This is a genomic window from Epilithonimonas zeae (assembly GCF_023278365.1).
In the GTDB taxonomy this organism is placed as follows: Bacteria; Bacteroidota; Bacteroidia; order Flavobacteriales; family Weeksellaceae; genus Epilithonimonas; species Epilithonimonas zeae_A.
This window is the reverse complement of record NZ_CP075338.1, coordinates 91,394-115,279: the sequence shown is the minus strand read 5'-3', so window position 1 is coordinate 115,279 and position 23,886 is coordinate 91,394. Positions and strand designations below refer to the sequence as shown.

General features: G+C 38.0%; 18 protein-coding genes and 1 tRNA gene. 4 read left to right on the top strand and 15 right to left on the bottom strand.

Going from position 1 to position 23,886, the window contains the following annotated elements:
• The first annotated feature begins 33 nt into the window (after nt 1-33).
• A complete protein-coding gene (locus tag KI430_RS00365) occupies nt 34-762 on the top strand; it encodes an ABC transporter substrate-binding protein (RefSeq protein WP_248876321.1) in 729 nt (242 codons plus the stop codon).
• Between the two features lie 46 nt (nt 763-808).
• On the opposite strand, the gene KI430_RS00360 is transcribed toward KI430_RS00365, so the two are convergent.
• On the bottom strand, nt 809-1,255 hold the full coding sequence (locus tag KI430_RS00360; RefSeq protein WP_076783800.1) for a GAF domain-containing protein: 447 nt from the start codon (nt 1,253-1,255) through the stop codon (nt 809-811).
• A gap of 5 nt (nt 1,256-1,260) precedes the next feature.
• Nucleotides 1,261-2,685, bottom strand: coding sequence for a TonB-dependent receptor (locus tag KI430_RS00355; protein ID WP_248878381.1), 1,425 nt, complete (start codon nt 2,683-2,685; stop codon nt 1,261-1,263).
• Between the two features lie 54 nt (nt 2,686-2,739).
• Between KI430_RS00355 and KI430_RS00350 the strand changes: the two genes are divergently transcribed.
• Together KI430_RS00350 and KI430_RS00345 are read left to right on the top strand one after the other, a co-directional pair.
• Entirely contained in the window at nt 2,740-3,507 is a 768-nt protein-coding gene (locus KI430_RS00350) for an MBL fold metallo-hydrolase (RefSeq protein ID WP_248876320.1), read from the top strand.
• A gap of 118 nt (nt 3,508-3,625) precedes the next feature.
• A tRNA-Leu gene (locus KI430_RS00345) sits at nt 3,626-3,707 on the top strand.
• 184 nt (nt 3,708-3,891) lie between these two features.
• On the opposite strand, the gene KI430_RS00340 is transcribed toward KI430_RS00345, so the two are convergent.
• The 12 genes from KI430_RS00340 to KI430_RS00285 all read right to left on the bottom strand — a co-directional run bounded on the left by KI430_RS00340 (nt 3,892) and on the right by KI430_RS00285 (nt 20,741).
• A complete protein-coding gene (locus KI430_RS00340) occupies nt 3,892-4,710 on the bottom strand; it encodes a Cof-type HAD-IIB family hydrolase (protein ID WP_248876319.1) in 819 nt (272 codons plus the stop codon).
• A 72-nt stretch (nt 4,711-4,782) separates the two neighbouring features.
• On the bottom strand, nt 4,783-5,832 hold the full coding sequence (locus tag KI430_RS00335) for a UDP-glucose--hexose-1-phosphate uridylyltransferase (protein ID WP_248876318.1): 1,050 nt from the start codon (nt 5,830-5,832) through the stop codon (nt 4,783-4,785).
• Nucleotides 5,816-7,000, bottom strand: coding sequence for a galactokinase (gene galK / locus KI430_RS00330; protein WP_248876317.1), 1,185 nt, complete (start codon nt 6,998-7,000; stop codon nt 5,816-5,818). The genes KI430_RS00335 and galK overlap by 17 nt, the downstream gene beginning before the upstream one ends.
• 284 nt (nt 7,001-7,284) lie before the next feature.
• On the bottom strand, nt 7,285-8,250 hold the full coding sequence (locus tag KI430_RS00325; protein ID WP_248876316.1) for a transketolase family protein: 966 nt from the start codon (nt 8,248-8,250) through the stop codon (nt 7,285-7,287).
• 269 nt (nt 8,251-8,519) lie between these two features.
• Nucleotides 8,520-9,365 (bottom strand): transketolase, encoded by an 846-nt coding sequence (locus KI430_RS00320; protein WP_248876315.1) that lies wholly within the window; start codon nt 9,363-9,365, stop codon nt 8,520-8,522.
• A gap of 4 nt (nt 9,366-9,369) precedes the next feature.
• Nucleotides 9,370-10,023 (bottom strand): fructose-6-phosphate aldolase, encoded by a 654-nt coding sequence (gene fsa / locus KI430_RS00315; RefSeq protein WP_248876314.1) that lies wholly within the window; start codon nt 10,021-10,023, stop codon nt 9,370-9,372.
• Nucleotides 10,024-10,136: 113 nt separating this feature from the next.
• Entirely contained in the window at nt 10,137-12,167 is a 2,031-nt protein-coding gene (locus tag KI430_RS00310) for an alpha-glucuronidase (RefSeq protein WP_248876313.1), read from the bottom strand.
• A gap of 79 nt (nt 12,168-12,246) precedes the next feature.
• Nucleotides 12,247-13,221, bottom strand: a complete 975-nt coding sequence (locus KI430_RS00305; RefSeq protein ID WP_248876312.1) for a glycoside hydrolase family 43 protein — start codon at nt 13,219-13,221, stop codon at nt 12,247-12,249.
• A gap of 150 nt (nt 13,222-13,371) precedes the next feature.
• A complete protein-coding gene (locus KI430_RS00300; protein ID WP_248876311.1) occupies nt 13,372-14,493 on the bottom strand; it encodes an endo-1,4-beta-xylanase in 1,122 nt (373 codons plus the stop codon).
• 295 nt (nt 14,494-14,788) lie between these two features.
• Nucleotides 14,789-16,243 (bottom strand): MFS transporter, encoded by a 1,455-nt coding sequence (locus tag KI430_RS00295; RefSeq protein ID WP_248876310.1) that lies wholly within the window; start codon nt 16,241-16,243, stop codon nt 14,789-14,791.
• A gap of 209 nt (nt 16,244-16,452) precedes the next feature.
• A complete protein-coding gene (locus KI430_RS00290; protein WP_248876309.1) occupies nt 16,453-18,363 on the bottom strand; it encodes a sialate O-acetylesterase in 1,911 nt (636 codons plus the stop codon).
• Nucleotides 18,364-18,371: 8 nt separating this feature from the next.
• Complete coding sequence (locus KI430_RS00285) at nt 18,372-20,741, bottom strand: glycoside hydrolase family 127 protein (protein WP_248876308.1); 2,370 nt, start codon at nt 20,739-20,741, stop codon at nt 18,372-18,374.
• Between the two features lie 543 nt (nt 20,742-21,284).
• On the opposite strand from KI430_RS00285, the gene KI430_RS00280 reads away from it, so the two are divergent.
• Entirely contained in the window at nt 21,285-21,971 is a 687-nt protein-coding gene (locus KI430_RS00280; protein WP_074235334.1) for an NUDIX hydrolase, read from the top strand.
• Between the two features lie 2 nt (nt 21,972-21,973).
• Here the strand turns inward: KI430_RS00280 and KI430_RS00275 are convergent, their stop codons facing one another.
• Entirely contained in the window at nt 21,974-23,884 is a 1,911-nt protein-coding gene (locus KI430_RS00275; protein WP_248876307.1) for a DUF294 nucleotidyltransferase-like domain-containing protein, read from the bottom strand.
• Between the last annotated feature and the right edge of the window lie 2 nt (nt 23,885-23,886).

Sequence of the window (23,886 nt, the reverse complement as noted above, 5' to 3'; positions counted from 1 at the left end):
TGTCACACTGAGCGAAATCAAAGCGTTTTATTTATGAGAATTATTTCATTAGTTCCTTCGATTACGGAAGCTTTGTTTGATTTGGGTTTGACGACTGACGAAATTGTTGGTCGGACAAAATTCTGCATCCATCCAAAAGATCGGGTTGATAAAGTTGAAATGATTGGCGGAACGAAAAACCTTAACCTAGATAAAATCAAATCACTAAAACCAGACTTCATCATTGCCAACAAAGAGGAAAATATCAAAGAACAAGTTGAGGAATTGATGAAAGATTTCAAAGTTTTGGTAACGAATGTTGAAACTCTGGAAGACAATTATTATTTATTGAAACAACTGGGGCATCTATTCGGTAAAGAAGAAAAAGCACAGTTTTTCAATCTGAAAACTTACGAAGCTTTTGATATTCAGAAATCTGAAAAACGTTTGAAAGTCGCTTATCTGATTTGGAAAAATCCTTATATGACAGTTGGTGGCGACACTTTTATTTCAAGGATTTTGGAAGAATTGGGATTCGAAAATCTATTTAAAAATGAGAAACGATATCCGGAAATCCAGTTGGAAGATTTGAAAGAGGCAGATTTGATTTTTCTTTCGTCAGAGCCTTTTCCCTTCAAAGAAAAACATATTGAGGAAATCCAAGAAGTTTGTCAAAGTCAAAAAATTAAGATTGTTGACGGCGAAGCTTTTTCTTGGTATGGGACACATCTGGCGAAGTGTGGGGAATATTATCGAGACCTTTTGACAAAAATCAATCAATAAAAAAAGTCGCAGTAGATGCGACTTTAATATTTTATAGAAAATTTAATTATAAAATCTTTGCAACCTCGTCACAAAGCCATTTCAGCATTTCTTCATCTTCTTTTGTGAATGGGTCAATGGTATGAGAATCGATATCGATTTGTCCAATATTTTCTCCGTTTTTGAAGATTGGAACTACAATTTCTGCTTTTGTATCAATGGAGCAAGACAAATAATTATCCTGAGAATGAACATCTGGAACTACGAAAGTCTCTCCAGAAACGGCCACCTGTCCGCAAATCCCTTTTCCAAAAGGAATAATCACGTGGTCTGTAACTGCGCCCACATAAGGTCCAAGAGCTAACTCGTCTTTGTCGCCGTTTTTGAAATAGAAACCTGTCCAGTTGTAATAATCAATTTCTTTATCCAAAAGCTGACAGATTTTCAGAAGTTTTACGTTTGTATCTTGTGGACTTTCCAAGATGATTGAAAGTCTTTTTTTAAGTTCTACCATTGTTGTTAATTTAATCCTTCAAAAGTTAATTCTTTGTAACCGAACATTCCGCGTTCTTTTATCATTTCTGCCACACTTTTCGGCAATTCTTCTTCCCAACCCAATTCGTGCGTAACGATTTTTTTAAGAATCTCTCTGGAATAGATTTCCAAGAATTTCGGATTGTAATTATGAATGTCTACAATTCTCTTATTGAGTTTGAAATATTTATATAATTCTTTCAGATTATCCTGAACTTTCAGATTTTCAGAAGTCAGCAACTCGCCATCTTCAGGGTTTTTGTAAGGATAAAGATAAACGCGCATATCCTTTTTGAAGAACTTACCAAACGCCTCCAAAATTCCTCCCGGAAGATTTTTGTAATATTCCTCATCGAAAACATCTAAAAGGTTATTAACTCCCATTGCAACACCAATATGCTGATTTGTAAATGTAGAGAAATAATCTACCATTCGGTAATATTCTGAGAAATTGGAAATCATTACCGTGTAGCCCAAAGTTCCCAAAATATCAACTCTATCCAGGAAATCTCTTTCGTCAATATCTCCAGCAGCTCTTAGATTAGAAATCGTAATTTCAAAAAGAATCTGTGTATTCTCGTGGTCGCAGGAATTATCCTGATTGAACATTTCCAAACCGTGCTCAAACATATCAATATTCACCCTTGTTACAGGTCGGAAACTACCTCTTACCGCAAAAATATTTTTCTTGTAAAGAATATCAGCCGGTAACATATTGTTTCCCTGAGAATTGAAAATCACAGCATCTGTCATCCCCAATTTAACCAACTGAAGACTCATCAAACGATTGTCTACATATTTGAAAGCCGGTCCGCTGAAATCTATCATATCAATTTCCAATCTATCCAAAGAAAGGTCGTCGTACAAAGATTCTACAAGAATTCTCGGATTATCTGTATAAAAATAAGCACCATAGATCAAATTAACACCCAAACTTCCCAAAGTTTCCTGTTGCAAAGTCGGATTCGTTTCTTTGAATTTTACGTGAATGATTATTTCATTATACTCCTCATTTTCAGAATTTTGAAACCTTACTCCTACCCAACCGTGACCCTTAGTCGTTTTATCAAAATTGATGGTTGTAACGGTATTGGCGTAAGAAAAGAATTTTTTACCCGGATTATTCTCTCTTGGGATTCTTTCCTCGATAAGAGCCACCTCATAACGCAACATTTTTCTGAGTCTGTTCTGAGTTACGTATCGGTTTTTAGCTTCCTTACCGTAGATGGCATCGGAAAAATCCTTATCGTAAGCAGACATCGCCTTTGCAATAGTTTGAGAAGCGCCACCAGCTCGGAAGAAATGACGAACAGTTTCCTGTCCCGCGCCTATCTCCGCAAAAGTTCCGTAAATTGAAGAATCGAGATTAATAGCTAAAGCTTTCTGTTTTGGGGTAAGTTTTGGCTTTATCACAAAGAATTAGATTTATTTTGTAAATTTACCAAAATAACAGCAAAAACAAAAATGCTTTTAAAATTTTTAGGAACTGGTACTTCACAAGGCATTCCTGTTATTGGTAGCCATCATCCTGTCTGTCTTTCCAACGACCAAAAAGATAAGCGTTTACGCACTTCTGCACTAATAACATCCGACTCTGGAAAGAAAATATTAATTGATTGTGGTCCCGATTTTCGTCAGCAAATGTTGACGAATCAGGAGGAGCAAATCGATGCGGTGCTGATTACGCACGAACATAATGACCATATAATTGGTCTTGATGACTTGCGACCTTTGATTTTCAAAAACAAAGCTTCAATGCCAATTTATTGTAATTCCCGTGTTGCTAAAGAAATCAAAGACCGTTTTCCTTACGCTTTTCAAGACCATAAATATCCAGGAGCACCAAGTTTCGATTTATTTGAAATTGACAAGCAGTTTACACTTTTTGATGAAGTGAAAGTTCAGCCAATTGATATTATCCATTCTGAGATTAACATTCTTGGTTTTAAATTTAAAAATCTGGCTTATATCACTGATGCGAGTAAAATTGATGATAAGGAAAAAGAGAAACTGAAGGACTTAGATTTTTTTATTATTAATTGTCTTAGAAAAACAGAACCTCATCATTCGCATTTTATTTTGCCTCAGGTTTTGGAATTAGTAAAGGAACTTCAACCAAAAAAAACATACTTAATTCATATTAGTCATCATCTTGGCTTCCACGAAGAAGTCGAAAATGAGATTCCAGACGATATTCATTTAGCTTATGATGGTTTGGAAATAGAATTTTAGGAAAAATATTTTTCTGATTAACACAATGTTACGAATTAATGAGAAAAAATAATTCAAATTCATTTTCATCGGTTAGAAAATAATCCTATATTTGCACACCAATTTAAAACAAACATCAGCCCAGTTGGCGGAATTGGTAGACGCGCTAGACTCAAACTCTAGTATCGAAAGATGTGCCGGTTCGATTCCGGCACTGGGTACAAAAAAACCTCTTAAATCTTTGATTTTAAGAGGTTTTTCATTTTTAGGGTAATAGGAAAAGTAATTAAATAGTTATCAAAATTTTCAATTAACCCTATTCTAAATTCCTTTTTATTTTTAACTTTAATACAGCTTCTGTCGCTGTGTTTACATTTTTAAATAAAATAAATTTAATTCAGACTTTTATACGATTACTCTTTTATAATCAAGATTTAAATACGCACTAATAGCTTCCAAAACCCCAAAACTATCATTATTTCCAGCCTCATAATTGGCTGCTTCTTTCACAGAAGGATGCGCATTTTGCATCGCGTAAGAATATTTTGAATTTTTAAGCATCTGAATATCGTTCATATAATCACCAAAAGCCATTGTTTGAGACGGAAGGATATTCAGTTTTTTTTGTATTATTTCTAAAGCTTTTCCTTTGTTAATATCTCTATTCATTATATCAACCCAATATTGCCCCGAAACTACAACCTCCAGATTTTCGTCTTCGAAATGTTTTAAATAAGGATAAATATTTTTCTCAGCACCTTCCGGATGATAGATGGCAATTTTAAAAGCATCATCATCAACTTCCAAAGTCAAATCATCAACCTTCTGATTTTCTGTGTAATATCTGGTAAAATAATTAACAAATGTCTCATCATCACTTTCGTAATACGCTTTTTTCTTTGCAGAAAGAACCGCTCTTGCGCCAGGAATTTCCCGAACTGCTTTAATGATATCGATAACGAATTGATGTTCTAATTTGTCCGCAAACAATTCTTCATTTTTATAAACCACATAACCGCCGTTTTCCGCAATAAAACCGATTTCATCTTCAATTTCTGTAAAATACTGAGTAATTCCAGGCATTTGTCTTCCACTTGCAGGCACGAAAAGGATATTTCTTTTTTTCAATTCTAGGTAAATTTGTGGGAAATCTGGACTCACTTCATATTGAGAATTAAGAAAAGTCCCGTCCATATCGGTGACAATCAGTTTAATGTCGTTCATAAATTTAATTTTATAGAAAATCTTCTGATTTCCTATGATTAACAAAAGCTCCGCAAAGATAAAACTATCTTTTTACTTACTTTTATAGTGAATAGTTGAAAGATTAATTAAGATTTCAGCACTCTGCTCCGGCGTAATATCACGCTGAGCTTCTGCCAACATTTCGTAGCCGACCATAAATTTTTTCACTTCAGCACTTCTTAGCAATGGTGGATAAAAGTGCATATGAAAATGCCATTCAGGGTGCGGTTTTCCGTCGGTTGGTGATTGATGGATTCCTGCCGAATAAGGAAATGAAATCTCAAAAAGATTATCGTATTTCGTGGTTAAATCTTTTATAATTGATGCTAAAGATAATTTTTCTTTTTCGGAGAACTCAGCCAGATTTTCAATTTTTATTTTGCTCACGATCACCGTTTCGTAAGGCCAGACTGCCCAGAAAGGAACTAATGCGACAAAATCCTCATTTTCAAGAATTATTCTTTCATTAATTTCCACCTCTTTTTTCACATAATCTTCCAAAAGAGAAGTTCCTTTTTCGTCAAAATATTTTTTAAGATTTTCCTGTGTTTTTGAAACAATCGAAGGAATCGAAGACTGCGCCCAGATCTGTCCGTGTGGATGCGGATTGCTGCAACCCATCACCTGACCTTTATTCTCGAAAATCTGAACGTGGTTGATGTAATCCAGATTTCCCAGTTCTTTATATTGATTTTGCCAAACGTCAACAACTTTATTAATATCACCAACTTCCATTTCTGGCAACGTAAGACTGTGATTTTCTGAAAAGCAAATAACACGATTGATCCCTCGTTCAGGCTTTAATAAAAAGAAATCTGAAGTCTCCTCAGAAAATTCAACATCGTCTTTCATCAGCGAACCGAAATCATTATCAAAAACGTAAACACCTTTATAGTCAGGGTTTTTCTCGCCGTTAACACGGATATTTCCTGAGCACAAATAACAATTCGGGTCGTGAGCGGGAAGCTGTTCTTCTGATGTTTTTTCTGTTTGCCCCTGCCAAGGTCGTTTTGCTCTTTGTGGAGAAACAAGAATCCACTCGTCCAAAAGCGGATTGTATCTTCTGTGAGGATGATTTTTTTGATTAAATGACGAATTCATTTTCTTTGTATTCATTAATTCCGTCCGATATTTTTACTCTGTAGACTTTCATTTCGATGTTGTAAGCCTGTTTATATTGAGCACTGATATGGTCAATAACTTCATCAACATTTTCATCTTTAATAAGGTTAATACTGCAGCCGCCAAAACCGCCACCCATAATTCTTGCTCCTAAAACGCCTTCCTCCTTTAAAGTTTCCTCAACTATAAAGTCGAGCTCATCACAGCTTACTTCAAATTCTGTCGAAAGTCCGGAATGGGTTTCATTCAAAAGTTGACCAAGATATTCTACATCACCTCCTGATAAAGCTTTTGCGGCCCGCTCTACCCTTTTTATTTCTTTCAAAAGGTAAAAACATCTTTTGTATGACGTCTCGCCCATTTCTCCTCTTACTTCATCCAGCATTTCAAAACTGAAATCCCTGAATTTCTTTATCTCAGGAAACTTTTCCCATAATATTTTTTTACCGTTGTCAACATCTCTTCTTCGGTCGTTGTAACCGGAAGTGAGATGGGTATGTTTTACGCAACTGTCAAAAAGAACCAAGCTGTAACCGTCAATATTAGCTTCAAAATACTGATGCTCCAAAGAATTGCAATCGAGCATAATCACTTTATGCTCTTTTCCGAAGACTGAAGAAAACTGGTCCATAATTCCGCATTTTACGCCTACAAAAGTATGTTCGGATTTCTGACCAATGACTGCTATTTCTTTTTTATTCAAATGTAAATCGAAAATTTCGTTGAGAATATAAGCAAAACCACATTCCAAAGCTGCCGATGATGACAGACCTGAACCCATCGGAATCGTACTACTGAAAGCAATCTGCAAACCTCCGACTTCTTTTCCCGATTCCTGAATGACATTAAAAACGCCCAACAAATAATTGACCCACGTCTGCGAGACCGGAAACTGTTTTTCATTAACATCAAAACTGAAAGAATCATTGAAATCTTTCGCAAAAAAAGAAATTGTAGAATCATCCGTTTTTTTTACGGCAAAGCAAATGTGCTTATCAATGGCAGCCGGAAGCACAAAACCGTCGCTGTAATCTACGTGTTCTCCAATGATATTGATTCTTCCCGGGGCAAGAAAAATTCGTTCCGGCTCCGATTCAAAAGCTGACCGAAAGGCCTCATTTGTGTAATTTATTAAATTCTCCTGCATAAAATCTGCAAATTATATTGAATGGAAAGTTTAAGTTTAAATTTAAATTAATGACTAAAGTTACGGTTTTCTGCTTAGGTGACTGTCCTGCTCAATCGGAGAAGACAGTTGGTGACTTGACGGATTTCATATTGATAACAGAGACCTTCTTCTTTTTCTGTTTCGATGACCTTCTTTTTAACCACTAAGAGCACAAAGAGATTCACAAGGAGCACAAAACTTGTGACCTTCGTGCGAACTTTGTGTTCCTTGTGGTAATAAACACATTTTCTAACAATGCAATATTACAGGCTTTCTGATTTTCTGCTCATCACTTTTTTAACCGCTGCCACGATGTCATTTGCAGTTAAACCATATTTTTCCATCAGCTGGTCGGGTGTTCCACTTTCTCCGAAACTGTCGTTTACGGCAACATATTCCTGTGGTGCAAGATATTCTGTAATCAGAAGCTGTGCAACGCTGTCGCCCAATCCGCCTAATCTGTTATGTTCTTCCGCAGTTACTACACAACCTGTTTTTTTAACGGAACTAAGAATGGCCTCCGAATCCAAAGGTTTAATAGTATGAATATTAATAATTTCCGCATCGATGCCCTGCTCTTTCAGAATTTCTCCGGCTTTAATGGCTTCCCAAACCAAATGCCCTGTTGCAACAATCGTAACATCTTTTCCTTCATTTACCATCCACGCTTTTCCGATTTCGAATGTTTGATTTTCATCAGTAAAAACAGGAATTACGGGACGTCCAAAACGTAGATAAACCGGACCTTCGTAATCTGCAATGGCAATGGTTGCCGCTTTCGTCTGGTTGTAATCACAGGTGTTGATGACAGTCATTCCGGGAAGCATTTTCATCAATCCAATATCTTCAAGAATTTGATGTGTTGCACCATCTTCACCTAAAGTTAAGCCAGCGTGAGAAGCACAAATTTTCACATTCTTCCCTGAGTAAGCCACCGACTGACGAATCTGATCGTACACTCTTCCCGTAGAAAAGTTGGCGAAAGTTCCCGTGAACGGAATTTTGCCTTCCGTTGCCAGACCTGCTGCCATTCCAATCATATTGGCTTCTGCAATTCCGATCTGGAAAAAACGTTCCGGTGCTTTTTCGATGAATTTTTCAAATTTTAATGAGCCAATCAGGTCAGCGCAAAGTCCGACAACATCGGGATTTTTATCGGTCAATTCTGCCATTCCGGCTCCGAAGCCGCTTCGGGTGTCTTTTTTTTCTGTGTAGGTATATTTTTTCATTTGATTAATCTGTTGATTTTGTTTTAAACGCAAAGAGCGCAAAGATTTTTTTATCTTATTGAGGATATTTTTTCGTTCGCAAAGGCGCTTCGCTCAGCTAAGAAATTTAATCTTCTGACTTTATCGATAATTTATTTTTTTTGGGAACGGCGAATCTCTCGCAGCCCTGCTTGAGTGGAGCTCTTTTTGTGTCATTGCTTCACTTCGTTCGCAATGACACAAAAAAGCGGGAACGGAAGACGGATTAAGCTGCCCAAATAATTCTCAAATTAATAATCACCTAAAGTTTCCTCGAGTTGATCTAAAGCTTTTTGTAATTGCTCGTCATTCGGTGCTTTCCCGTGCCACGCGTGAGTTCCCATCATATAATCGACACCGTAACCCATTTCCGTTTTCAGGAGAATACAAATCGGCTGACCTTTCCTTGTTAAAGATTTGGCTTCGTCCAGAACTTTCAGAATTTCTTCCATATCGTTTCCGTTTTCTACCTCAAGTACTTTCCAGTCAAAGGCTTCAAATTTAGTTTTAAGATTTCCCAGAGAAAGGACTTTGGATGTTGGGCCGTCAATCTGCTGCCCGTTATAATCTACCGTTGCAATAAGATTGTCAACTCTGTTGTGAGAAGCATACATAATCGCTTCCCAGTTCTGTCCTTCCTGCAATTCGCCATCGCCGTGAAGGCTGAAAACAAGATTCGGGTCTTTATCTAATTTTTTTCCGACTGCGTGACCGACTGCCACAGACAATCCCTGTCCAAGCGAACCAGATGCAATGCGAACTCCGGGAAGATGCTCGTGCGTCGTCGGATGCCCTTGTAACCTGGAGTTCAGTTTTCTGAAAGTTGCCAGCTCAGATTTGTCGAAATAGCCTGCGTGCGCCAAAACACTGTAAAAAACAGGAGAAATATGACCGTTGGAAAGATAAAAGACATCTTCGCCTTTTCCTGTCATATCAAATCCCTCTTTTCTTTTCATCGCATCAAAATAAAGAGCCACGAGAAAATCTGTACATCCTAATGAACCTCCCGGATGTCCCGACTGACAGGCGTGAACCATTCTTACAATATCTCTGCGCACCTGCGAAGCAATATTTTTTAATTTTTGAATATCGTGCATAATTTTATTGCATTTTTTGTGAATCTTTGATGAACTGCTCCAAGCCGGAATCCGTTAAAGGATGCTTCAGCAGTGACAAAATCGGAGGCAAAGGACAAGTTACGACATCGGCACCGATTTTTGCACAATTGATGATGTGCATCGAGTGACGAACAGATGCTGCCAAAATCTCAGTTTCATATCCATAATTATCGAAAATAGTTCTGATTTCCTGGGTTAAATGAAGACCATCTGTGGAAACATCATCCAGTCTTCCTAAGAATGGAGAAACATAAGTTGCTCCTGCTTTTGCCGCTAAAAGTGCCTGTCCTGCCGAGAAAATTAATGTACAATTGGTACGGATTCCTTTTTGGGAAAAATATTTGATCGCCTTGATTCCGTCTTTGATGATGGGAACTTTTACTACAATATTGGGATGAATGGCTGCCAGTTCCTCGCCTTCTTTGATCATTTCTTCGTAAGTCGTGGAGAGAACTTCTGCCGAAATATCGCCGTCTACAATTTCGCAAATATCTTTGTAATGCTGCAAAATAGCTTCTTTTCCGCTGATGCCTTCTTTTGCCATCAGAGATGGATTGGTGGTAACGCCATCGAGAATTCCCAGATCCTGAGCTTCTCTTATCTGATCAAGATTGGCAGTGTCAATAAAAAATTTCATAGATTATATTGTTAATTTTATTTAAGTGTTAAATTTACACTTAATTTGTAAAACAAACAACTTCCTCTCTCAAAAGATTTAGAAAGTTATTTGTTTAAATTTAAACAAGTTGATTAATTGTGATGTCCCATATTGAGCTTGATTTTCTTTAGATCTTCAAGCTGGTGAACAGGTTTTTCAATATCAGACGGAATGGGTCTTTTGGAAAATGTCTGAAAATACAACAGACACGCATCTTTCCACCAAACGGCATCCTTTGCCTGAGTTTTCAGTTTATCCTGAACCTCAGAGAATCTTTGCTGATCAATATAAGGCTGCATTTTGTCCCAGGTTTTCTGATAATCTCTCACTTCGTGAACACCCAAATCATATTTATAGCACAGCTCATCCCAAAGTGTTTTTCCATCTTTCATTTTATAATCCCACGGAACGTGATGGAACCATAGAATCAGGTTTTCTGGAGTTGTCTTGATGTTTCCATAGATTTCGTTAAGCGGTGGAAAATATTGCGAAACGGCATTGCTTCCCGTTTTTGTTCTGTCAAATCCGATTCCTTCTGCATTGGCCTGATGATAATAAACCGGTGACCAATCGGGTCTTCCGCCTTTGTAATCGCCCCACGGTTCCGGACCATAATGGTGCCCGCCGGCAAAAATGTGGTGAAGACCAAGCGGCATCATATAATCTACGGCAGTTTCGCGTGAAGTAAGCATCATTTCTTTGACCGGATTTACGAAGTTTTTATTATCCGTAAAAGTCATTTCAATCCATTCATCTGCAATCTGTTCTGATGACAAATTGTGATTCCAGGCCAGACGTCCGAAAGCGTACCAATTGGCCTGTGCAAAGTGATGTCCCGTCCAGTTTTTATCTTCCCCGATATTGGCAACTGCTGAAATGGCCGTCAGTTTTGCAGGTCGTAATGTTCCGTCTGTAATTTTAGCAATCGTAGAACCTTTTCCATCCGAAAAAGTATCACTATCCAAAGTTTCTTTGAATAGCGGCGCAAGATAAACCAGATGATTGGCTTGTCCCAAATATTCTTGGGTAATTTGAAATTCGACCATTTCTGAAGTTTTTCTCAATGCCCCGAATAGTGGATTGAATGCTTCTCTCGGCTGAAAATCTATGGGTCCGTTTTTAATCTGAATAATGACATTATCTCTAAATTTTCCGTCTAACGGAACAAATTCCAGGTGAGCTTGTTTTGCACGGTCTTCTTTGCTCGGACTGTATACAAATGCTCTCCACATCACGATTCCGCCATAAGGTTTCAAAACATCTGCCATCATATTAGCTCCGTCTGCGTGGGTTCTTCCGTAATCCTGCGGTCCGGGCTGTCCTTCGGAATTGGCTTTTACCAAAAATCCTCCGAAATCAGGAATTAATTTATAAATTTCCGCCGCTTTATCTTTCCACCATTTCTGAACATCCTGATTCAATGGGTCTGAATTCTGTAATCCGCCCAAAACTTTTGGCGAAGAAAAATTGACAGACAGGTAAACTTTGATTCCGTAAGGTCTGAAAATATCGGCTAAAACTTTGACTTTTTTAAGATAGTCTTCACGAAGCATATTTGGTGAAGCATTCACATTATTAAGAACTGTTGCATTGATTCCGATGGATGCATTCGCTCTTGCATATTCTTCGTATCTCGGCGAAATGGTGTTCGGCAAGTCTTCCCATTTCCAAAGCGAATGCCCTGCGTAACCGCGTTCAATGGTTCCGTCGAGATTGTCCCAATGGTTGAGAATGCGTACATCGTAGGAAGGTTTTTCTTCAAGTTTTAGATTAGAAAAATTGGTTTTCTGCTGTTGTAAATTCAACAAATGATAGCTTCCGTACAGTAATCCTAAGTCTGTTTTTGCTAAAACGCTGATTTTTTTCGGAGTAGAAACGATTTTGTATCCGTCTTTAAAATTTTCCGGAAATCTGTCAATCTTTAAATCAATAGCTTGTCCTGCCCAATGTTGGTTCAGTTCTTTTTTGGCAATTTCAATAGTCGGACTTTTACTGTTTGAATTCACAATATTTCTTGGCTTTGGATTGACCGGATATCTCAGCCATAACTGACTTCCGTCTTCAGCAAAAGCTATTAACGGAAGGATTAGAAACAGTAATATGTAATGTCGGAAATGTTGCATTCTTAAATTTTTAAAATTATTTAAGTTTTGGCTAAAGCCAAATGGTTATCACTTTTTTTAAACGGGCTAAAGCCCGTTCCTATTGATTGTCTTCCAGTCCTTCAATCGTTTTAATTTTACCGTCGTTATCGTATTCAATTTCAATAGCCTTCATACTTCTCAGCCACGTTCTTCCGCCGCTTGGAACAGAATCGTGGAAGAACAGATACCATTTTCCTTTAAATTCCACAATGCTGTGATGCGTAGTCCAACCCACAACAGGCGTCAAAATTTCACCCTGGAAAGTGAACGGACCATAAGGATTATCGCCTGTTGCGTAGCAAATCAAATGCGTGTCTCCAGTGGAATAAGAAAAGTAATATTTTCCATTGTATTTATGCATCCAGGATGCTTCAAAAAAACGATGCTTATCGCCGTGAAGTAGAGGATTTCCGTTTTCGTCCAAAATCACGACATCTCTCGGCTCTTCTCCAAATTCCAGCATATCATCGCTTAACATCACTACTTTTGATGAAATGGCAGGTTCATTATCGTTAGGAAGAATGGCAGATTCTAAAGCCTTGTTATTTCTGTAACGTTGCAATTGTCCGCCCCAGATTCCTCCGAAATACATATAATGTTTTCCGTTATCTTCAAAAAGACAAGGGTCGATGCTGTAGCTTCCCATCATCGGATGTTTCTCAGGAATGAATGGTCCGTAAGGTTTATCGCTTACTGCAACGCCAATTCTGAAAATGTCGTTTTTGTCCTTCAAAGGAAAATACATATAATATTTGTCATTTCTGAAAGCCACATCGCAATCCCATAACTGTCTTCCCGACCAAGGAATATCCTTCACCGAAAGGACAACACCGTGGTCTGTAACTTCTCCGTTTTCCACATCATCAAGGGAGAAAACGTGGTAATCATTCATATCGAAATGGTCGCCGTTGTCGTTTTCTTCGATGCCGCTTTCACGGTCGTGTGATGGATAAATGTAAAGTTTTCCTTCAAAAACGTGTACGGAAGGGTCTGCCATATAATCGCTTGGGAAAAGGTATTTTGCTTTGTTCATTTTATAGTTTAGATTTTTAGATACTAGATTTTGAATTAAATTTCTCGCAGATTTTCCAGATTTCGCAGATTATTTAAATAAAATCTGCTTAATTCGCTAAATCTGCGAGAAAAATATTTATTTTTATTTTTGAAATCTTAAAAGCTGATTTTATTTTTCTTTTGTTAATTCAATGATTTTCTCAACGACAGGTTTTGCCTGATAATTTCTGTTGAATGGAAGCGGATAATCGGTTCTGCCTTTTACAGGGAAATCGTTTTTCCAGGATTGATTGTCGGTAACTCCCCACAATGTCACTCGTCTGATTTTATCCTGATGTTTCAGGAACAGTCTGAAGAAATCCAGATAACGGTTTTCCCATTCTTTTGTCACATTTTCAGGTAATCCTTTGGTGTAAGGATTCATTTTGGTTTCATACTCTACTTTGTCGGAAACGTTGGCTGAAGTTCCCCACGGTGAAGGCAGTGCGCTGATTTCCATTTCGGTAACATTGATTTTTACGCCTGCTGCAGCATAATCAACGATTGCTTTTTCGTATTCTTCAAGTTTCGGATTGTCCAATCCAACGTGGGTCTGCATTCCAACGCCATCGATGCGGATTCCTCTGGATTTTAGATTTTTAACAATTTTGGTAACGGTTTTTACTTTTTCCGGAAACCATTCGTTGTAGTCGTTGTAATAGAGCTCGGCATTCGGGTCAGCTTCCTGCGCATATTGGAAAGCAAGCGGAATAAATTCTTCGCCGAGAATTTCGTAAAATTTGCTTTTGCGATACGTTCCGTCTTCCATAATGGCTTCGTTCACCACATCCCAACCTTTTACACGACCTTTGTATCTGCCGACCAACGTTGAAATATGGCTTTTCATTCTCTGTTTCAGAACTTCGGGAGAAACATCTTTTCCGTCCTTGTCTACGAAAAACCATTTTGGTAATTGTGAATGCCAAATCAGCGTGTGACCGATGATGAACATTTTATTTTTCTCCCCAAATTCTACGAATTTATCTGCATCATCGAAGAAAAATTTTCCTTCCTGAGGCTGAATGAACATCGATTTCATACAGTTTTCCGCAACAATGGAACTGAATTGTTTTTTGATGATTTCATCCGATTTTACATCAGTCCCGTCAATTTGCGGAAGGCTCATTGCGGTTCCGATGTAGAATTTATTTTTGTAGGCATCTTTCAGGGAATCTTTTGAGGATGCCGAACTTGCTGTTTTGCAGGAAACGGTCAAGGCTAAAATTCCTAATAATGCGGCTATTTTTTTCATTGTTAATTTTTTTATTAATTATCCTGAAACTTTAACAGGTCGCCTCTACGAGGCTTGATGGCTTATCTTATATATTGGCTATTAACAGTTCGCTTCTACGGAGCTTTTGCTATTTTTATTTTCTTTATTAAAATTCTAAATCTAAAGAATAACCCATATTGTCTTTAATGGTAAAATTTGTTTTTATGCTGAATCTCGCAGCCCGGCTTGAACGGAGCTCTTTTTGTGGAGCAAAGCGGAACAAAAAAGCGGGAGTGGAAGACGGATTAAGCTGCCCAAACAATCAAAACCAAAGTTAATCTTCTTTTTTCCTTCTTTCTTTGAGTTCCTGTTCGATTTGGGTTTCCATTTTTTTGTTGATTTCGTAGAACATTAATAATCCACACGCCGCAAAGAACGGAATGGCAGGAAAAATACTGACCAGCATCTGAGCACCGTTTGCAACGGATTCCGGCTGGACAACGTTTTCTGTACCTTCGGATGAAATATAGCCGTAATGTCCGATAATGGAAGAAACCAATGAACTTCCGATGCTCAACCCTACTTTTAGTCCAACCATCATTGCAGAGAAAATAATTGCTGTGGCACGTCTGTTGTTTTTCCACTCGGAATAGTCGGCTACATCGGCAATCATTGCCCAAAGCAACGGTGTGCTGATTCCGTAGAAAAAGCCGTGCAGAATCTGGGAAAGGAACATCAATCCTACTGATTTTGGCGGATAAAAGATGAATGCAACGATAAATAAAGTTGAAATAAACAGGGAAGCGATGAACGCATCTCTTTTCCCGTATTTATCGGCAAATCTTTTTGAGAAGGTAATCCCAACAATCATCATAATGATTCCGCCGGCATTGAACAGCCCGAAACCAGCTGAACGAGGGTCTTCTCCGAAGAAATTCATTCCGATGGAACTGAAAAAAGCGGTAATCGGCGAAATGAAATTTTTCAAAGAAGTTTCATCAACGTAGTTGTTGAAATAATAAACGTATGAACCGCCTTTCATTGCCAAAGTAATGAAAATCAAGGCTGTAACTACCAACATTATTATCCACGGCTTATTTTTCTTCAAATCCTTTAAATCGGCTCCCAAAGAGGATTCCTGCTCCGGTTTTGGAATGACCCTTTCTTTGGTGGTGAAAAATGTGATGAGCAACATAATCGTTCCGATAATTGCTAACCAGGTCATCACAATTTCGATTCCGGCTGCTTTGTCGCCTTTCCCTGCCGATAAAATTATTGGCAACATAAAGACCTGTACGAAAAACTGGGCAAACATCACCGCTACAAAACGATAAGAGGAAATGCTGTTTCGTTCGCCCATATCGCCTGTAATAACTCCGCTCAGTGCTGCGTAAGGTAAATTATTAGCTGCGTACAGGAGTAATAAAATTGTGTAAGTTACTGCTGCATAAACCATTTTTCCCTGATACGAAAAATTGGGTGTACTGAATGCAAAAAGTGCTGCTGCACCGAGCGGAACAGCAGAAAATAAAATCCACGGACGGAATTTCCCCCATTTGGTTCGTGTTCTGTCTGCCAAAGCGCCGACCAGCGGATTGAACCCGAAACCGGCAATGAGCCCGACAATCAAAGTAATGATGGAGGCGTCTTCCGGTTTTAATCCGTAGATATCGGTGTAAAAATAAGCTAAGTAAGTCACCAAAGTCTGGAAAACCAGATTGGCCGCTAAATCTCCCAAACTGTAGCCGATTTTTTCAACGACAGATATTTTCTGAGATGGATTGTTCATATAGTTTATGGTTGTTTTTTATTGAGATAAATAGATAATAGACTGATAGATGAAAGATTTTTTAAACATTAAGAATTTAAGAGGCTTAAGTTTTCTTGAATAAAATTGACTTGTTATTTCTTAAAATTTTTACTTATTATTAAATCCTTAATGTTTAAATAAATTAGAAATAAACAAGTTTATTTAAATTAAGGAATTTAAGCCTTGAGTTATTCCGTTGTAAAAGGCGATGCAGGAAGTCCCGTTTTGGTTTTCAGGTTTCCATCGGGATTGTCTGCCCAGTCGTAACGGACTGCAACAGGATTTGTTACCGAGTCATTCCAAGCCACAATTGTTTTACCTTCGATTTTTGCTTTTGCCCAAGACCAGTTTCCATCGGCATTTTTGATGGCAAAACCTTTCAATTCTGAAACTGGCGCAAAATCATCGGTTCCTTTTTTGAAAGTAAGAACGATTTTATTTCCGTCAACTTTCATTGATTGATAAACCGGTCCGTCCGCGATGATGTTTTTTCCGTAAGCCAATTTCATCGCCTGCAAAGCCAGCCTGTCTCCCACCGTTTTTTTATCGAGCGGATGAATGTCATTCCACTCGCCGATGTCGATGATTACTGCAAGTCCGGCATTCGGAACTTGTAATGACACTTTACGCTGCTGATCTCTGAGTTCCGCCCAGTTACTTTCTATCGGCTGTGCTTTTGACTCCATAAAATTAGCCAATTGAACGGTGACGAATGGCATTTCCTTGTTATTGAATTTGTTTCTCCAGTCTGTAATCATCGTGGTTAATAAATCGCCATATTCTTTAGGTTTTCCGGTGTTGCTTTCGCCTTGATACCAGATTGCCCCCGTTATATTATAATTAATTAAAGGATTAATCATCGCGTTGTACAATCCCGTCGGTTTCCAACGTATAAAGGTTTGTCCGGGAGCCATTCTGTCGACCTTTGCCCCGATTTTATATTTCCATTCGGATTTTAAATCTATTTTTTGTCCGTCGATTTCAAGGTAATACGGTTTATCGGCAATGAACTGTCCTTTTCCGCTTCCGTTGGAAACTCTCACAGCAATGACGTTTTTACCTTCCTTCAAAATTCCTGCTGGAACGTCGTACCAACGTGGAGGATATTCATAAGTCACGTTTCCGACTTTTGTCCCGTTGATGTAGGTTACATCAGCGTCTTTGATTCTTCCAAGATTCAAAAATGCTGCTTTTCCTGCCTGATTTTTTGTTAAAATAATTTCTTTTCTAAACCAAACAGAACCATCGAAAGAACCTTCTTTGTCTTCCCAAGAACCAGGAATTTGCATCGTTTTCCAATCAGAATCATTTAAATCAAATTTTTCCCAATGTTGATTGAGCCCAATATCGCTTTGGTCTAATTCCGCATACCAAGCCTTGCTAAGCGCCTGTTCTGAAGATTCTGTGGATTTTATCAAATCATCGTTCTGCCATTTTTTGGCTTCTTGCAGATATTCAGGATATTTTTTCAAAGAATTTTCATCCATCCAAGCCTGAATCGGAGAACCTCCCAAACTGGAATGAATAATTCCTACCGGAACTTTATTTTTTTCACTGATATCTTTAGCAAAAAAATAGGCAACACCAGAGAAATTCAGAATGGTTTGAGGATTTGTCGCTTCCCATTTTCCACCATCCAATTCAGTTTGTGCCGATTTGAAATTATATTTCTGAGGAACCGTAAAAAACCTGATATTCTGATTATTTGCGTTTTTAATTTCATTAGCATACAATGGCGTCAGTCTTTGCATAGGCAATTCCATATTCGACTGTCCAGAAGCCAGCCAAACGTCGCCAATCAAAATATCTTTAAGAGTAATTTCGTTGATGGTCATTGTGTATGGACCGCCTGCTTTTTGCTCCGGAAGCACGATTTTCCAGTTACCGTTTTGGTCTGCAGTGGTTTTGTAGCTTTTGTTGAGGAATTTCACTTCTACTTTTTCATTGGCATCGGCTTTTCCCCAAATGTTCAATTTCTGGTTGCGCTGTAAAACCATTCCGTCTGAAACCAATGCGGGAAGTATGATTTTAGCCTCAGAAAAAAGGAGAAAAAAGCATAGCAATAAGCTTAAAACTTTAGTGAAAATATTATTTGACATATTAGTTTTTATTTTGGTAATTCGTTCAGTAATCTCACTTCAATAATTTTTGGAGTCAGAGATTTTTCGCCTGAAATAAATTTTACAGTGAGCGTTTCTTTATTCTTTTCCGACTCGGGAACTGGGATTAACAATATTTGTGGTGAACTTCCCATTTTTCCTTCAAAATCTTTTGAAAATACTTTGATTCCGTTGATTTCGGCATTCAATGTACGATTGTTATTGGCATCGAAATACAGAAGGTAAAGATATTTTGCATTTTTATCCTTGTTTCTCATTTGATAACTGAACCAGCCTTTAGCATCGCGGAAATGACGGTCTTCCATATAGCCATCGTAAGCATCTTTGCTGTCAAAAAAGTGGTCGGACTCCGGCTGTTGCTCGCCTAACTGAATTTTGTCTGTTGTGATATTGTCTAGTTTTCGGACAGCTTCTTCTTCCTGAGCTTTTTTCTGCTGAATGATTTCGATTTTATCCTGAGTTGCCTGAGGAAAATAGATGATGTAACGCTCTTCCTGAACCTGATAAAACGGAACAAGTTCCAACCCGTTGCTGAATTTATTCTGAGGATAAAGACCGCTAATTTTAAATGTTAAATCTTTTTCACTAACAGGCTTTAAATGATCCAAAACAGTTGTCGAAGATCCTAAAATCGTCGGAATATCATTCAGAGGAATCTGTGGTCCGTGTGCAATATGTCCGCCACGGCTGTCATCGGCAAACAATCCCTGCTGATTTTCTTTGCCATATTTGGCTGCCAAAACGATGGGTCCATATCTGAATGCATAATAATCTGAATTGTCAGGAAGCTGTTCCGCAGAAAGATGCATCGGCATTTTCATTTCGATGACATCGCCTTTTTTCCATTTTCTGCTGATATTGATATAACCTTCGGAATCGACAGGAATATTGGTATTTTTTGAATTGATGGAAACGCTTATCTGTGAAGCATTTGTCCATTCCGGAACTCTTAATTTTAAATTGATTTCGGACTTTGGGGTAAGATCAAAAATTAATTTTGTGGAAGGGGTCTGAGGAAAATTATTTTCCTGTCTCAGCACCAATTTCTTTTCAGACCATTTTAAGACAGACGGAATAAACAAATTGACATACAAATCATTATCCGAATGCGCATAAATCATTTCGCCATACTTCGCGTGATTTTCCATCCCCGAACCAACGCAACACCAGAAACTGGTTTCCGGCTGAGAATACACCCTGTAATGACCGGGACGCATCGGTGTGAAATACACAAAACCACCTTTTTCAGGATTTTGAGTGGAAAGAATATGATTGTATAAAGCCCTTTCGTAATAATCCAGATAAGACGACTTCTGGTTTGTGGCAAAAAGTTCTTTGGTCAGCTTCAGCATATTGTAAGTATTGCAGGTTTCGGGACCTTCAATGCTTTTAATCATTCCGCTGAAATCAGTAGTTGGATTGAAATGTTCGCTGACGCTGTTTCCACCGATAATTGCTGAACGCTTTTGAGTAACATTAGCCCAGAAAAAATCTGCCGCACTGTTCCACTCCTTATTATGTTCCAAATCGGCAATTCTTTTGAAACCAATTACTTTCGGGATCTGGGTATTGGCGTGAATTCCTGTCAGCTTATCTTCGTGAATCAGTAATGGATTTAAAATGGCCAGATGCGAAAAACGATGCGCCAACTTGAGATACTTTTTATTTTTGGTAATGTCGTAAACATCGGCAAAAACCTCGTTCAGTCCTCCGTGTTCGCTTCTCAGCATCTCCTGAATCTGCTCATCGGAAAGTCCGGAAACTTCATCAGCCATCCAATCGGTAAGCTTGATGAGCATTTTCTTTGCCTTTTCGCTGTCTGCATACCAATAGGCATCTCGTAAACCTGAATATATTTTGTGAATATTATATAAAGGAACCCAACGGTCATTCAATCCGAAAGCCGATGCGCGGATATTGCCATCAGAGATTTCTTTCCAGATTTTTTTGCCATTCGGAATGCCGGAAATATAGCCGTTTCCTGAAAGATTCTGGCAACGCTCCAGCTCATCGATCATATAATCGAGGCGCTGTTTTACTTTGGCATCGCCTGTAGAAGCGTACATCAACGCCAAAGCTGAAATATAATGGCCGCCGATGTGACCATCCAATCCTGTGTTTTCCCAGTTGGGATAATTTGTTTTTTTAGGATTAAGTCCTGCTTCTTTCAGATAGGGCGCCAGTAAACGGTCGGCATCCATCGACATAATGTAGTTCTTATCCGTCTGCATCGCCCTGCTGAAAACACTTTCAGACAAAGCAACCTTATTCAGCGGAAAATAACTGACCGTTTTGCTCAGCTGCCCAAAAGCAAGCGTGCCTAAACCTAAAAATACTATCAGCGATTTTTTATTCATTAATAAATGTCTATTCAACATTTCTAAAAATAAAAGAAAGAATCAATATGACAAAGAATTTTGCAGAATAAGCCGATGGAATCAAAAAAAAGTCTATTTTAAAGTCTTGGAAAAAAGCTGAAAACAGCAAGGACTTATCATAAAAATTAAGATTATGAAAAATCACGATAATCAGAACCATACAAAGAAATTGCTTGTATAAAAAATGAATACGGAATATCCAATATAGATGTTGGTAATTTATATAAATAACTTATCGTATTTTTAAGACTAAGCCTTGGCATTTGTTTTCAAGTAAATTTAAAATGAAAGGAAACTTAATTTTAACATATTTTTAACATTGAGTTCATCTGTTTTTAATGTTTTTGATGAATAAAATGTAAGCTTCAGAGCTATTAATTGCTCCCAAAATATTAAGGTAAATGATGAAATTTGGATTTTTTAAAAATAAAAAGCAAAATAAAGTGTATAAAATACATTTATATGGTTTCAACTGTAAAATCAAAGCCTAAAAGCATTAACTTTGCATAAAAATTATAATCGATGACACAAGACTATTCTCATTTTCCACGACATCTGGTAGCTGTTGACTGCATTATTTTCGGGTTCGATGGTGAAAATCTCAAGATCCTTCTGGTACAAAGGAATTTTGAACCGAAAATGGGAGAATGGTCATTAATGGGTGGTTTTATCGGGGACGAGGAAACCTCTGATGAAGCGGCACAGCGTGTCCTGAACACACTTACCGGACTGGAAAATATTTATCTTGAACAGCTCAATTCCTATACTCAAATCGACCGCGAACCGACGGCGAGAATTATGTCGATTTCGTATTATGCACTGATTAATATTGAAAAAAATATTCAGATCAATGAAAAATATAGCGCAAAATGGTTTGACCTACAGGATTTTCCGACCTTAATTTTCGACCATAATGAAATGGTGAAAGATGCCGTTCTGAGGCTGAGAAGAAGAGCTTCCACACGACCTATCGGTTTTGAGCTTCTGCCGGAAAAATTCACGATGAAAGATCTGCAGACTTTATACGAAGCCATCTTCAACGAACAGTATGACAAGCGGAATTTCATCAGCAAAATCAATGCGCTGGATATTCTTGTGAAAACGGAAGGAAAAGATATGAGCTCGTCTAAAAAAGGGTCTTTTCTTTACACTTTCGATGAAGAAAAATACAATAAGAAAATTGCGGAAGGGTTTATGTTTAAGATTTAAACTTAAAAACTTCCTGTAAATTTCACTTTGATTCCCAACTGGAAATTGGCAATGGTTTTAAAGATTTCGATTAAAGTGACACGCTCTATTTTGGTAAGTTTACTGATTTCGATATAATTATCAGGATGCTTTTTATCAATATTAATCTGGTCCGCCTGATTTTTTAGCCGAAGTGCCATCAGATAATAGTAAGACTGATGCATTTCATTGTATTGCTGTTGCGTGAAAACTCCTATTTCCGTCAGCTTTTTCATTCGTTCGCCGGTATTCTCTATTTCCAACTGGTTTTTCAACGCATACACCCGAAGCAAATCTACAATTGGCGACATCGCAGTTTTGATATCGAAAACCTCTGATTTCCCTATGGTCTGGGTTTTAATTCTTTTCAGAAAAGTCAAAGGCGGTTCGTACTGTAGAGCATTTTTGGCAATATGAGCAAAAAACAGCTGATTGGGCGAAGCTAATTTTTCCTTAATATAGTTCTTCAAATCTTTCACAATACTTTCTTCACCATAAATAAAACGGAAATCGAAAAAAGTGGAAAGCTTCATTGCGGTTTCCGGCACCGATTCTTCGATCCATTGGTTGTAATTTCTTTTCCAGTGAGAAAGAGAATGGGTCCATTTGGGATTGCTTGCCATAAAATTTCCTTTGCAGTATTCAAACCCAATGGTATTGAGATCATCCGAAACTTTTTTGGCAAAATCCAGAAAATATTCTCTTACCATTTCACGGTGTTCATTGGCTTTATCTTCATAGATAATGCCGTTGTCCTGGTCAGTACTCAGCGTTTGTTCTTTTCTCCCCTCGCTTCCTGTGACGATGAAGGCAAATTTTGCAGGTGGTTTTCCTATCTGCCTGATAACTTTTTCTATTACTTTTCCTGTTATTGTATCAGCAATTGTTGTAATGACCTGACTGGCAATTTCACCGTGCACTCCCCTTCCCAACAATTGAGTAATAATATCCGGAACCTGCTTCCATTTTTTCTTAAGTTCTTCTACACTTTCAGCCTGTTTTACCGATTGTATAAAAACAAGCGGACTCTGCCCTTGCTCGCTCAACAGACGGTTTCTGCTCAGAAAACCTACATATTCGCCATTATCTTTTACGAGAAGATATCTTGATTTGGTTTTAAACATCATCAGAACCGCTTCATAAAGATAGGCATCGCTGGAAATACTTACGATAGGATTATCCATCACCTCAGAAATTGCAATTCTGGAATCCAGGCAGCGGGCGATAACATTATCTCGCAAGGTAATATCTGTCGCATAGCCGATAATTTCCTCACTTGCTGATTTTTTCACAAAGATGCAGCTTACTTTATGAGTAGCCATCATTTGAGCCACCTCAAAAACAGGAGTATTTTCTTCACAGGAAACAATACTTTTGTAGGTAATTCCTTTTATTTTTCTGGAATAAAGCTGGTCGGCGGCAAAATAACTTTCTTCAAACGTTGCAGGCGTTTTCACGAAATGAGAAAATTCCTCATCCAGCATTTTTTTGCCAAAATCTGATGTAAAATAATGGAAAAAGTCTTCGTACGCGTTACACAGCTCGTAGAATTCCTTTTTCGGTAATGTATAAACAACTGTCCCCTTTTTGGCAATCGCCGATTTCAATGCACGTACTCTGTTCAGAACCACAGATATTCCCCCAAAACAATAAGGCGAATGGTGTATCGAAATACATCTTTTATTTTCCGCTGCATCGAAAAAAAATGTTTCGTATTCTCCGGATTCAATAATGTCTACTCCTCTCATTTCCGTCACTTCCTGGCGATAGACCAATGTATCTTTGGAAAACTCGGTTCTTGTGAACGTTTCTGAGATTTCTGCAAGAACAGTTTCGGGTAAAAGATGAAAAGGTTCTGTTATTTTTAAAAGTGAAATAATTTTTTCCTGCATCATAG